This window comes from Hydrogenophaga sp. (assembly GCF_051858985.1).
Classification (GTDB): Bacteria; Pseudomonadota; Gammaproteobacteria; order Burkholderiales; family Burkholderiaceae_C; genus Hydrogenophaga.
The window spans coordinates 518,706-531,246 of the sequence record NZ_JBHYGM010000001.1 but is presented as its reverse complement, the minus strand read 5'-3'; the positions used below and the strand labels follow the sequence as shown (position 1 = coordinate 531,246).

The window sequence follows — 12,541 nt, the reverse complement described above, 5'->3', positions numbered from 1 at the left end:
ATGGCCCTGCACCACCTGGACTCCGGCGAAATCGCCAACCTCCTGCACCAGGGCGGCGATGCCCTGAGCGAGCAGTCCGTTGCCCTGTTCAAGTCGGAGCAGCTGGAGGTCATTCGCCTGAGGCTGCCCGTGGGCAAGACCATGCCGATGCACAAGGTCGCGGGCCAGATCACCGTGCAGTGCCTCGAAGGCGAGATCGATTTCGAGACACCCGAGGGTGTAAAGCGCCTGCAGGCCGGCCAACTGCTCTTTCTGCTTGGCGGTGTGCCCCACAGCTTGCTCGCGGTGGAAGACGCCAGCGTGCTGGTCACCATCGTCCTGCCGATTTGATCCAGATCAACTGACGGCCACAAGAGAGCCGCGGTAGTTCTTCCGGACGCGCTGCGTCCTTTCGCCATCGTTCGTCAGAGCCGCCCCCGCCGCCCGGGAGGCGGATAGCCACCGTCGCGCCCAGCGCCGACAGTCTTGCCATGCCCCGCTTGGAGAAAGACATCATGGCCTCTGAACCGAACAGCGACAAGAAAGCGTGGTCCGTGCTGATCGTCAGCACGCTGGCCTTCACCGTGTGCTTCATGGTCTGGATGATGTTCGGCGTCATCGGCATCCCGATCAAGAAGGCTCTAGACCTCAATTCCACCCAGTTCGGGCTGCTCATGGCAACGCCCGTGCTCACTGGCTCGCTGGTGCGGGTGCCGCTGGGCATCTGGACCGACCGCTATGGCGGCCGCATCGTGATGACCATCCTTATGGCCATCACCGTGCCGGCCATCTGGCTCATGAGCTACGCCACCGCCTACTGGCATTTCCTCACCATCGGCCTGTTCGTGGGTCTTGCGGGCGGATCCTTCTCGGTCGGCACGCCTTATGTGGCGCGCTGGTTTCCGAAGAGCCGTCAGGGCATGGCCATGGGCGTGTACGGAGCGGGCAACTCGGGCGCGGCGGTCAACAAGTTTGTGGCACCGGTGCTGCTGGTGGCCTTCGGCTGGAGCATGGTGCCGCAGGTGTACGCGGCCATCATGCTGGGAACCGTGGTGCTGTTCTGGCTCTTCACTTACAGCAAACCCGACCACCTGGTACCGAGCAACGTGTCCTTCATGGACCAGCTCAAGGCACTCAAAGACCCCAAGGTGCTCAAGTACTGCCAGTACTACAGCATCGTCTTCGGCGGCTACGTGGCGCTCTCGCTGTGGATGGTGCAGTACTACGTGGGCGAGTTCGGTCTGGACATCCGCGTGGCCGCGCTGCTGGCGGCCTGCTTCTCGCTGCCCGGTGGCGTGTTGCGTGCGGTCGGCGGGGTGATGTCGGACAAGTTCGGCGCGCACAAGGTCACCTGGTGGGTGCTGTGGGTGAGCTGGATCTGCCTGTTCCTGCTGTCGTATCCACAGACCGACTTCACAGTGGCCACCGTGGACGGTCCGAAGACCTTCCACATCGGACTCAACGTTTACCTTTTCACCGCGCTGATGTTCATCCTGGGCATCGCCTGGGCCTTCGGCAAGGCCAGCGTCTTCAAGTACATCAGCGACGACTACCCGAAGAACATCGGCGCCATCAGCGGCATCGTGGGCCTGGCCGGTGGCCTGGGCGGCTTCGTGCTGCCCATCCTGTTCGGCGCGCTGATGGACATCACGGGCATCCGCTCCAGCGCCTTCATGTTGATGTACGGCGTGGTCTGGGTCTCGCTCATCTGGATGTACTGGACCGAGGTGCGACAGACCGAGGTCATGGGCGCCAACGCCAAACCCTTTTCTCTTCAAAGCTGACCCCACGCGTCGGTTCACAACACCATGAGCAACACACACAAGATCGGCCCCGACGTCGTCGACTGGCGCCCGGAGGACGAAACCTTCTGGAACACCACTGGCAAGCGAATCGCCTACCGCAACCTCTGGATCTCCGTGCCGGCACTGCTGTGCGGCTTTGCCGTGTGGGGCATGTGGGGAATCATCACGGTGCAGATGCTCAACCTGGGCTTCCCCTTCACCCAGGCCGAGCTGTTCACGCTCACCGCCATCTCCGGCATTTCGGGCGCCACCATGCGCATCCCGGCCTCGTTCCTGGTGCGGCTGGCGGGCGGGCGCAACACCATCTTCCTCACCACCGCCATGCTACTGGCCCCGGCCATCGGCACCGGCTTTGCGCTGCAGCACCCCGAGTGGCCGCTGTGGGTGTTCCAGCTGCTGGCATTGTGGTCAGGCGTGGGCGGCGGCAACTTTGCCAGCTCGATGTCCAACATCAGCACCTTCTTTCCCAAGCGGCTGCAGGGCACGGCGCTGGGCCTCAACGCCGGGCTGGGCAATTTCGGCGTGACCACGATGCAGGTCGTCATCCCGCTCGTGATGACGCTGCCCTTGCTCGGGGCCTTTGGCGGCGACCCGATGACGCTGGTGAAGGACAGCGGCTGGATCTTCGGCAAGATCGCCGCCGGCACGCCCACCTGGATCCAGAACGCCGGCTTCGCCTGGGTGATCTCGCTGGTGCCCCTGTCGATCCTGGCCTGGTTCGGCATGAACAACCTGAAGACCGTGTCGCCCGACACCGGCAACCCCATCGTCGCGTTCGCCAAGGTCACCTACCTCTACACCCTGGCCTTCATTCCGGCCATCTTCATGCTCTGGCTGTACCTGCCGGCGCCCACCGGGCTGGGCATCCTGAACATGTGGATCGCCATTCCGCTGGACATCGTGCTGGCGCTGCTCATGATGCGTGTGGCCGCCTACGGTGCCATGAAGGAGAACGTTGCCAAGCAGTTCGCCATCTTCGGCAACAAGCACACCTGGTCGCTCACCGCGCTCTACATCGTCACCTTTGGCTCCTTCATCGGCTTCTCGATGGTGCTGCCGCTGGCCATCACGGTGATCTTCGGGTTCCAGCACGTGGCCGATGCCGCTGGCGTGATGACGCACACGCTCAAAAACCCGAACGCGCCCTCGGCCCTCACCTACGCCTGGATCGGCCCTTTCGTCGGTGCCGCGGTGCGCCCCCTCGGTGGCTGGATCTCCGACAAGGTCGGGGGTTCCATCGTCACCCAGGTCATCTCGGCGGTGATGGTGCTGGCCTCCGGTGCGGTGGGCTACGTGATGATGCAGGCCTATGGCTCGGCCACACCCGAGCAGTACTTCCCCGCCTTCATCGGCCTGTTCATCGTGCTGTTCTTTGCCAGTGGCATCGGCAACGGCTCGACCTTCCGCACCATCGGCGTCATCTTCGACCGCCAGCAGGCCGGCCCCGTGCTCGGCTGGACCTCGGCCGTGGCCGCCTACGGCGCCTTCATTGCACCAGTGGTGATCGGCGCGCAGATCAAGGCCGGTACCCCGCAGTACGCCATGTACGGCTTCGCCATCTTCTACGCCGTCTGCCTGGTCTTGAACTGGTGGTTCTACTTGCGCAAGGGCGCAGAGATCAAGAACCCCTGACCGGCCCGCCTCCACGCGTACCCGCATTTCCCGCATCGCAGTCACACGGAGCATTTCTATGAGCCATTTCCTCGACCGCCTTTCCCATTTTTCGCTGCCGCGCGAAAACTTCTCGGGCAACCACGGCCAGACCACCGGTGAAGACCGCACCTGGGAAGACGCCTACCGCAACCGCTGGGCACACGACAAGATCGTGCGCAGCACCCACGGTGTGAACTGCACCGGTTCGTGCTCGTGGAAGATCTACGTCAAGGGCGGCATCGTCACCTGGGAAACCCAGCAGACCGACTACCCGCGCACACGCTGGGACATGCCCAACCACGAGCCACGCGGCTGCGCGCGGGGTGCCTCGTACAGCTGGTACCTGTATTCCGCCAACCGCGTGAAATACCCCATGGTGCGCGGCCGCCTGCTGGAGCGCTGGCGCGCCGCGTTGAGCGTGGCCAAGAGCCCGGTGGACGCCTGGGCTTCCATCGTCGAGAACCCCGAGGCCCGGCGCGACTACCAGCAGGTGCGCGGCATGGGCGGCTTCGTGCGCAGCACCTGGGACGAGGTCAACCAGCTGATCGCCGCGGCCAATGTCTACACCATCAAACAGCATGGGCCCGACCGCATCATCGGCTTTTCGCCCATCCCGGCCATGAGCATGGTGAGCTATGCCGCCGGCTCGCGTTACCTCTCGCTGATCGGCGGCGTGTGCATGAGTTTCTACGACTGGTATTGCGATCTGCCACCTGCCAGCCCGCAAGTGTGGGGGGAACAGACCGACGTGCCCGAATCGGCCGACTGGTACAACAGCTCGTTCATCATCGCCTGGGGCTCCAACGTGCCGCAGACGCGCACACCCGACGCGCACTTCTTCACCGAGGTGCGCTACAAGGGCGCCAAGACCGTGGCTGTGACGCCTGACTATTCCGAGGTCGCCAAGCTCTCCGACCTCTGGCTGCACCCCAAGCAGGGCACGGACGCCGCGCTCGCCATGGCCATGGGCCACGTGGTGCTCAAGAACTTCTATTTTCCCGAGGGAGGCAAGCCGCGCAGCAGCTACTTCGACGACTACGCGCGCCGCTACACCGACCTCCCGTTGCTGGTCATGCTCAAAGAGCACACGCTGGCCGATGGCACCACCACCCTGGTGCCCGACCGCTACCTGCGGGCCAGCGACTTCAACGGCCAGCTCGGCCAGAAGAACAACCCCGAGTGGAAGACCGTGGCCTTCGACACAGGTGGACGGGCCGTGCTGCCCAACGGCTCGATCGGTTTCCGCTGGGGCGAGGCCGGCCGCGCTGACGAAGGCAAGTGGAACCTGCAGGCCAAGGAGGCCCGCAGCGACACCGATGTGAAGCTCAAGCTCTCGGTGATCGAGGACGGCGAGCAGGACACGCAGGTGGTGGACGTGGCCTTTCCCTACTTCGGTGGCGACGCTTCCCCGCACTTCACGCCGAACGCACAGAACGGCAGCATCAACCACGCCCGCGTGCCGGCCGTGCGCCTGCGCATGGGCAAGGCCGGTGAGGAGCGCCACGCGCTGGTGGCCACCGTGTTCGACCTGCAAGTGGCGCAGTACGGCATCGACCGCGGCTTGGGCAGTGGCGCGAAGAATTTCGACGACAACGCCGCCTACACCCCGGCCTGGCAGGAGAGCATCACCGGCGTGCCACGCGACCAGGTCATCACGGTGGCGCAGCAGTTCGCGGACAACGCCGACAAGACCCACGGCAAGTCAATGGTGATCATCGGTGCGGCCATGAACCACTGGTACCACGCCGACATGAACTACCGCGGCGTGATCAACCTGCTGATGATGTGCGGCTGCATCGGCCAGAGCGGTGGCGGCTGGGCGCACTACGTGGGTCAGGAAAAGCTGCGACCACAAACGGGCTGGGTGCCGCTGGCGTTTGCCACCGACTGGTCGCGCCCGCCGCGCCAGATGAACAGCACCAGCTTCTTCTACGCGCACACCGACCAGTGGCGCTACGAGAAGCTCGGCATGGAAGAGATCGTGAGCCCGCTGGCCGACAAAGCCGCTTTCGGCGGCAGCATGATCGACTTCAACGTGCGCGCCGAGCGCATGGGCTGGTTGCCGAGCGCTCCCCAGCTCAAGACCAACCCGCTGCAGGTGGTGAAGGACGCCACCGCCGCCGGGCTCGATGCCAAGGACTACGTGGTGCGCGCGCTGAAAGACGGCACGCTGGCCATGAGCTGCGAAGACCCGGACGCGCAGCAGAACTGGCCGCGCAACATGTTCGTGTGGCGCAGCAACCTGCTGGGCTCCAGCGGCAAGGGCCACGAGTATTTCTGCAAGCACCTGCTGGGCACCGAAAACGGCGTGCAGGGCAAGGACCTCGGACGTGACGACGCCAAACCCGAAGAGGTGGTGTGGCACGAGCACGCGCCACAAGGCAAGCTCGACCTGCTGGTCACGCTCGACTTCCGCATGAGCACCACCTGCCTGTACTCGGACATCGTGCTGCCCACCGCGAGCTGGTACGAGAAGAACGACCTCAACACCAGCGACATGCACCCCTTCATCCACCCGCTCTCGGCGGCGGTGGACCCGGTGTGGCAGAGCCGCAGCGACTGGGAGATCTACAAGGGTTTTGCGCAGGCCTTCAGCGAAGTCTGCGTGGGCCACCTCGGGGTGGAGAAAGAGGTGGTGCTCACGCCCATCATGCACGACACCCCCGGCGAACTCGCGCAACCGTTTGATGTGAAGGAATGGCGCAAGGGCCACTGCGAGCTCATCCCTGGCAAGACCGCGCCGCAGATCACCGTGGTGGAGCGCGACTACCCCAACACCTTCAAGCGCTTCACGGCGCTGGGCCCATTGCTCGAGAAGCTGGGCAACGGCGGCAAGGGCATCGGCTGGAAGACCGGCACCGAAGTCGAGCAGCTCGGCCAGCTCAACGGCACCACGCTCGACGAGGGCGTGACCAAGGGCATGCCGAAGATCGTGACCGACATCGACGCCTGCGAAGTCATCCTGCAGCTCGCGCCCGAAACCAACGGCCACGTGGCGGTGAAGGCCTGGGAAGCGCTGGGCAAACAGACCGGCATCGACCACACCCATCTGGCGATTCACCGCGAGGACGAGAAGATCCGCTTCCGCGACATCCAGGCCCAGCCGCGCAAGATCATCAGCAGCCCGACCTGGAGCGGCATCGAGAGCGAGACGGTGAGCTACAACGCCGGCTACACCAACGTGCACGAACTCATTCCATGGCGCACCCTCACCGGCCGCCAGCAGTTCTACCAGGATCACCCCTGGATGATTGCCTTCGGCGAAGGCCTGGGCAGCTACCGCCCGCCGGTGGACATGAAGGCGACTTCAGGTATCCACAACATCAAGTCCAACGGCAACGCGGAGATCGTGCTGAACTTCATCACGCCGCACCAGAAGTGGGGCATCCACTCGACCTACAGCGACAACCTGATGATGCTCACCCTCAACCGGGGCGGCACCGTGGTGTGGCTGAGCGAAGACGACGCGAAGAGCGCTGGCATCGAGGACAACGACTGGGTCGAGCTGTTCAACATCAACGGCGCGGTGGCCGCGCGTGCGGTGGTGAGCCAGCGTGTGAACCCGGGCATGGTGATGATGTACCACTCGCAGGAAAAGATCATCAACACCCCGGGCTCCGAGATCACCGGCGTGCGCGGCGGCATCCACAACTCGGTCACCCGCATCGTGCTCAAGCCGACCCACATGATCGGCGGCTACGCGCAGCTCAGCTACGGATTCAACTACTACGGAACGATCGGCACCAACCGCGACGAGTTCGTTGTAGTGCGCAAGATGGACAAGGTGGACTGGCTCGACACACCGGCCGACGACCACCTGATCCGCGCGTACCAGTCCCAGGGCGAGAACCCCTGAACACCCGTCGATCCGAAGGAGTCTGAATCATGAAAATACGCGCACAAATCGGCATGGTGCTCAACCTGGACAAGTGCATCGGTTGCCACACCTGTTCGGTCACCTGCAAAAACGTCTGGACCAACCGACCCGGGGTGGAATACGCCTGGTTCAACAACGTCGAGACCAAGCCCGGCATCGGTTACCCGAAGGAGTGGGAGAACCAGGAGAAGTGGCAGGGCGGCTGGACGCGCCGCGCCGACGGCTCCATCGTTCCGAAGCAGGGCGGAAAGTGGCAGCTGCTGATGAAGATCTTCGCCAACCCGCACCTGCCGGAGATCGACGACTACTACGAACCCTTCACTTTCGACTACGACCACCTGCAGTCGGCGCCCGAGATGAAACACACCCCCACCGCGCGCCCACGCAGCCTGATTACAGGCGCGCGCATGGAGAAGATCGAGTGGGGCCCGAACTGGGAAGAGATCCTCGGCGGCGAATTCGCCAAACGCAGCAAGGACGCCAACTTCAACGGCTTCGAGGCCGCGCAGAAGGCGATGGTGGGGGAGTTCGAGAACACCTTCATGATGTACCTGCCGCGCCTGTGCGAGCACTGCCTCAACCCGGCGTGTGTCGCCTCGTGCCCTTCGGGCTCCATCTACAAGCGCGAGGAAGACGGCATTGTGCTGATCGACCAGGACAAGTGCCGCGGCTGGCGCATGTGCGTGAGCGGCTGCCCCTACAAGAAGATCTACTACAACTGGAAGAGCGGCAAGGCCGAGAAGTGCATCTTCTGCTACCCGCGCCTCGAGGCCGGCCAGCCCACCGTGTGCAGCGAGACCTGCGTGGGTCGCATCCGGTATCTGGGAGTCTTGCTGTACGACGCGGACCGCATCCAGGAGGCGGCGAGCGTGCCCAACGAGATGGATCTCTACAAGGCGCAGATCGACCTGTTCCTGGACCCGCACGACCCGGCCGTGATCGCACAGGCGCGCGCCGACGGCATCCCCGACAACTGGCTGGAAGCCGCGCGCCACAGCCCGGTCTACAAGATGGCGGTGGACTGGAAGGTGGCGCTGCCGCTGCACCCCGAGTACCGCACCCTGCCCATGGTCTGGTACGTGCCGCCGCTCTCGCCCATCACGGCTGCGGCCAACGCCGGGCACCTGGGTGGCAACGGCGAGATTCCGGACGTGAGCCAGTTGCGCATTCCGGTGAAGTACCTCGCCAACCTGCTGACCGCCGGGGACACCGTGCCGGTGGTGCGCGCGCTCGAACGCATGCTGGCCATGCGCAGCTACCAGCGCGCCAAACACGTGGACGGCGTGATCAACCAGGACGTGCTCGACCAGGTTCGCATGAGCGTGCGCGAGGTCGAGGACATGTACCAGACCATGGCGATCGCCAACTACGAGGACCGCTTCGTGATTCCGACCACCCACCGCGAATACGCCGAGAACACCTTCAACATCAAGGGTGGCTGCGGCTTCACGTTCGGCAACGGCTGTTCGGAAGGGCAGACGGAAACGAGTCTCTTTGGAAGCGAGAAGAAACGAACGATTCCGATCAAGGCAGGGGTCTGACATGGGCTTTTTCTCTTCCCCCCAAAGGCCTGCAGTGCACACCCTGCGTGTGCTCGCCCACCTGCTGCGTTACCCCACCGCCGAGCTCCGCGAACACGCCGGTGAATTGCGCGAGGCCTTGCGCGCCGAGGCCGCGTTGCCCGCCACGCGGCTGACCGAGCTCGACGCGCTGCTGGTGCACCTGAGCCAGCAACCGGCGCTCGACGTCGAAGCCGACTACGTCGAGCTGTTCGACCGCGGTCGCAGCACCGCGCTGCACCTGTTCGAGCACGTGCTGGGCGATTCTCGCGACCGTGGCCCGGCCATGATCGACCTGATCCAGACCTACGAGAAGGCCGGTCTGTTCTTCGGCCCGACCGAGCTGCCCGATCACCTGAGCGTGCTGCTGGAGTTCGCCTCCACCCAGCCCGCTGCGGTGGCGCGCGAGTTTCTCGGTGAGAGCGCGCACATCGTGCGCGTGATCTTCAGCGCCCTGCAGAAGCGACAGAGCCCGTACGCCAGCGTGCTGGCCGCAGTGCTTGAGATCGCCGGTGAGAAAGCCGAGCCGGTGCCGGTGGCGGCCGACCCCGGCATCGACGAGAGCTGGGCCGAGCCCGCGGTGTTCGGCGGCTGCTCGACCGAAGGCCAGGCCAAACCTGGCCAACCGCAACCGATCCGCATCGTGAAGGCCGCCACCGGCCGCCACCCTTCCCCTCCCTCAGGAGCGCAGGCATGACCTCACTGCACCACTTCCTCTTTGGCGTCTATCCCTACGTCTGCCTCGCGGTCTTCCTCATGGGAAGCCTGGCCCGGTTTGACCGCGACCAGTACACCTGGAAAAGCGATTCCTCGCAGCTGCTGCGCAAGGGCCAGCTGCGCTGGGGCAGCAACCTGTTTCACATCGGCATCCTGTTCCTTTTCTTCGGCCACGCCGTGGGCCTGCTCACGCCGCATTTCTTCTACGAGGGCTTTCTGGATGCCGCGGTCAAGCAGCGGCTGGCCATCTATGCGGGCGGTACCGCCGGCGTGGTCTGCTTCGTGGGCCTGTCGATGCTGCTGCACCGGCGTATTTTCGATCCACGCATTCGCCTCACCAGCCACCGCACCGATATCGCCATCCTGGTCATCCTGTGGGTGCAGCTCACACTGGGTCTGATCACGCTGCCTTATTCGTATTCGCACGCCGACGGCAGCGCCATGCTGGTGCTGGCCGAGTGGGCGCAGCGCATCCTCACCTTCCGCCCCGACGCCTCCCTGCTGGTGACCATGGACTGGCCCTACAAGGTGCACCTGGTGCTGGGCATGACGATCTTCCTGCTGTTCCCGTTCTCGCGGCTGGTGCATGTGTGGAGCGGCTTCGCCAGCGTGGCCTACCTGGTGCGGCCGTATCAGGTGGTGCGCAGCCGCCGCCTGGGCGTGCCTGCGAACCCGACCAATCCGGCCCACCCGGCCAAGCCCCGCTGATCCACCCCCACCCACGGGAGACCCCATGAACCAAGACATCTCTACCACGTCGGGTTGCGGCAGCAGCGCCTGCGCCTGCAAAAGCCCGGAGGCGGCTGCGGCGGCCCCGGCCGGGATCGCAAGCATCAACGGTATGGCCCTTCACGAAGCAGGGGAGGTGCTGGACGAGCAGACCCTGCGCGAGCGCGCCTGCACCGAGTTGCTGCGCCAGCAGGCGGTGAGCGCCGGCTTTCTCCCGCGCTCCACCGGTCTGAATGCGCCCGAGCCCGACGCCGAGACGCGTACCGCCATCGAGGCCCTGCTCGAAGCCGAGGTGCACTCGCCCGAGCCGGGGCCCGAGGAGTGCCGACGCCATTACGAGGCCCACAAGCCGCGCTTTGTGGTGGGCCAGGCGCTGCACGTGCGTCACATCCTGTTTGCGGTCACGCCGGGTGTGCCGGTGAACGCGCTGGCCCAGCGCGCCGAGGCCGCCTTGTTGGAACTCTCGCGCCAGGGCGTCTCCATCGAGCGCTTTGCACAGCTCGCGACCGAACTCTCCAACTGCCCGTCCAGCACCCAGGGTGGCGACCTCGGCTGGATCACGCCGCAGGACTGCGCGCCCGAACTGGCCAAGGCGCTGTTCCTGCAGAACGACGCCATCCAGGCGCTGGGCCTGCACCCCCGCCTGGTACACAGCCGCTTCGGTCTGCACATCGTCGACGTGCTGGAGCGCGATCCGGGGCGCCTGCCCGAGTTCGCCGAGCTGCAAGCGCAGATCGGCGCAAGGCTGGCCCTGCAATCGCAGGCCACGGCGCTGCGCCAGTACATGCAGCTGCTGGTGGGCCAGGCCGATGTTGAGGGTGTGGAACTGGAAGGGGTCGACACCCCGCTTGTGCAATGAATGAGGCGGCCACAGGCGCATCAGCGGACGAGCTGCTATTGCGACTGCGGCATTTCCGCTCCGACTATTTTCCGCGCCACCAACAGCGCTTTCAGGATCTGGTGGCTGAGGGCCAGCACCCCAAGACGCTCTTCATCGGTTGCTCCGACTCGCGCCTGGTGCCCTACCTGCTCACCGGGGCCGGTCCTGGCGAACTTTTCATCGTGCGCAACGTGGGCGCATTGGTACCACCGCATGACCAGTCGCACGGCCTGCATGGAACGATGGCAGCGATCGAGTTCGCCGTGCTCAGCCTGCACGTGGAACGCATCGTGGTCTGCGGCCACAGCCACTGTGGCGCGATTCGCACAGCCTACGAAGGCGCGCCCGCCGAGGCCGTGGCCCTCACCGCTTGGCTCAAGTTGATAGACGAAGCCCTGCTGCCGGTGCAACCTTGCGCCGAATCCATGCGCCGAACCGAGCAGCGCGCCGTGGTGCTGCAGCTCGAACGCCTCATGGGCTATCCCATGGTGCGGCGCGAGGTCGAGGCCGGCCGGCTCACGCTGCACGGCTGGCACTACGTGATCGAGGACGGAGACGTGCATGTATTTGATGCCCAGCAAGGCGACTTCGTCGCAGCATCGGTAGCCGCGAACAGCGGCACCGGGCCGTACCAACCCTATGTGGAACACGATGGACAAGTCATCCAGTATTGATGCCGCCGACCTGCTGGTAACCCGAACTTTGCTGGTTGCCTTTGAGGGCGATGCCACCGAGTGCGAGTGCCCACGCGCAACTGCCGAGCTGATCTACGCGCGCCAGACGGTTCTGCCCAAGCGCTTGTTGGCTCCGGGGCCTGACGCGTGCCAACTGCAAGCCCTGCTCGGCGCGGCGGCCGCAGCGCCCGACCACGGGCAGCTGCTGCCCTGGCGCTTTGTGATCGTGCCGCGCGCCGAGCGTGCTTCGTTGGGTGAGGTGTTCGCGCAGGCCTTGCGCGAACGCGACGTCAGCGCCACGCCCACACAACTGGACCATGCGCGCGAGAAGGCACACCGTTCGCCCTTGCTGCTGCTGTTGGTGGTGGACGGCGACCGCGGCGATCCCGCGGTGGAACTGTCAGAGCGCATTCTTTCAGCTGGCTGCGCTTTGCAGAACATGCTGCTCATGGCCACCGCCATGGGCTATGGATCGGCACTGACCAGCGGCAAAGCGCTGGGATCGCAGGTCCTTCGCCACCGCTTCGGCCTGAGTGCGGGCGAACAAGCTCTTTGTTTCATGAGCGTGGGCACGGTGGCGGCGCGCCGGCCCGCGCGCGCGCGCCCGACCGTGGACGACTACTGCAGCACGCTCGGCCCTGCGCCAACATCCCAACTTTGACACCGGA

General features: G+C 65.0%; 10 protein-coding genes. All 10 read left to right on the top strand.

Features of this window, described 5'->3' with window-relative positions; genetic code table 11:
* Positions 1-330: a cupin domain-containing protein gene (locus tag ACTIEY_RS02550; RefSeq protein WP_439517530.1), complete on the top strand. Its 330-nt coding sequence runs from the start codon at positions 1-3 to the stop codon at positions 328-330.
* 164 nt (positions 331-494) lie between these two features.
* Positions 495-1,763 (top strand): MFS transporter, encoded by a 1,269-nt coding sequence (locus ACTIEY_RS02545; protein WP_439517529.1) that lies wholly within the window; start codon positions 495-497, stop codon positions 1,761-1,763.
* Between the two features lie 24 nt (positions 1,764-1,787).
* Positions 1,788-3,416 (top strand): MFS transporter, encoded by a 1,629-nt coding sequence (locus ACTIEY_RS02540; protein WP_439517528.1) that lies wholly within the window; start codon positions 1,788-1,790, stop codon positions 3,414-3,416.
* Between the two features lie 58 nt (positions 3,417-3,474).
* A complete protein-coding gene (locus ACTIEY_RS02535) occupies positions 3,475-7,293 on the top strand; it encodes a nitrate reductase subunit alpha (protein ID WP_439517527.1) in 3,819 nt (1,272 codons plus the stop codon).
* A gap of 29 nt (positions 7,294-7,322) precedes the next feature.
* Positions 7,323-8,855: a nitrate reductase subunit beta gene (narH, locus tag ACTIEY_RS02530; RefSeq protein ID WP_439517526.1), complete on the top strand. Its 1,533-nt coding sequence runs from the start codon at positions 7,323-7,325 to the stop codon at positions 8,853-8,855.
* Position 8,856: 1 nt separating this feature from the next.
* Positions 8,857-9,570, top strand: a complete 714-nt coding sequence (gene narJ, locus ACTIEY_RS02525; RefSeq protein WP_439517525.1) for a nitrate reductase molybdenum cofactor assembly chaperone — start codon at positions 8,857-8,859, stop codon at positions 9,568-9,570.
* Positions 9,567-10,298, top strand: coding sequence for a respiratory nitrate reductase subunit gamma (narI, locus tag ACTIEY_RS02520; protein ID WP_439517524.1), 732 nt, complete (start codon positions 9,567-9,569; stop codon positions 10,296-10,298). Before narJ ends, narI begins: the two co-directional genes overlap by 4 nt.
* A 25-nt stretch (positions 10,299-10,323) precedes the next feature.
* The gene (locus tag ACTIEY_RS02515) at positions 10,324-11,178 is read left to right on the top strand and encodes a peptidylprolyl isomerase (RefSeq protein WP_439517523.1); all 855 of its coding nucleotides are present in this window, start codon (positions 10,324-10,326) and stop codon (positions 11,176-11,178) included.
* Positions 11,175-11,873: a carbonic anhydrase gene (locus ACTIEY_RS02510; protein WP_439517522.1), complete on the top strand. Its 699-nt coding sequence runs from the start codon at positions 11,175-11,177 to the stop codon at positions 11,871-11,873. The genes ACTIEY_RS02515 and ACTIEY_RS02510 overlap by 4 nt, the downstream gene beginning before the upstream one ends.
* The gene (locus ACTIEY_RS02505) at positions 11,851-12,534 is read left to right on the top strand and encodes a nitroreductase family protein (protein ID WP_439517521.1); all 684 of its coding nucleotides are present in this window, start codon (positions 11,851-11,853) and stop codon (positions 12,532-12,534) included. Before ACTIEY_RS02510 ends, ACTIEY_RS02505 begins: the two co-directional genes overlap by 23 nt.
* Positions 12,535-12,541: the final 7 nt, after the last annotated feature.

Coding starts and splice junctions, on each gene's coding strand:
- ACTIEY_RS02540 (WP_439517528.1), top strand. CDS start 1,788: ATGAGCAACACACACAAGATCGGCCCCGACGTCGTCGACTGGCGCCCG.
- ACTIEY_RS02535 (WP_439517527.1), top strand. CDS start 3,475: ATGAGCCATTTCCTCGACCGCCTTTCCCATTTTTCGCTGCCGCGCGAA.
- ACTIEY_RS02515 (WP_439517523.1), top strand. CDS start 10,324: ATGAACCAAGACATCTCTACCACGTCGGGTTGCGGCAGCAGCGCCTGC.
- narH (WP_439517526.1), top strand. CDS start 7,323: ATGAAAATACGCGCACAAATCGGCATGGTGCTCAACCTGGACAAGTGC.
- ACTIEY_RS02550 (WP_439517530.1), top strand. CDS start 1: ATGGCCCTGCACCACCTGGACTCCGGCGAAATCGCCAACCTCCTGCAC.
- narI (WP_439517524.1), top strand. CDS start 9,567: ATGACCTCACTGCACCACTTCCTCTTTGGCGTCTATCCCTACGTCTGC.
- narJ (WP_439517525.1), top strand. CDS start 8,857: ATGGGCTTTTTCTCTTCCCCCCAAAGGCCTGCAGTGCACACCCTGCGT.
- ACTIEY_RS02510 (WP_439517522.1), top strand. CDS start 11,175: ATGAATGAGGCGGCCACAGGCGCATCAGCGGACGAGCTGCTATTGCGA.
- ACTIEY_RS02505 (WP_439517521.1), top strand. CDS start 11,851: ATGGACAAGTCATCCAGTATTGATGCCGCCGACCTGCTGGTAACCCGA.
- ACTIEY_RS02545 (WP_439517529.1), top strand. CDS start 495: ATGGCCTCTGAACCGAACAGCGACAAGAAAGCGTGGTCCGTGCTGATC.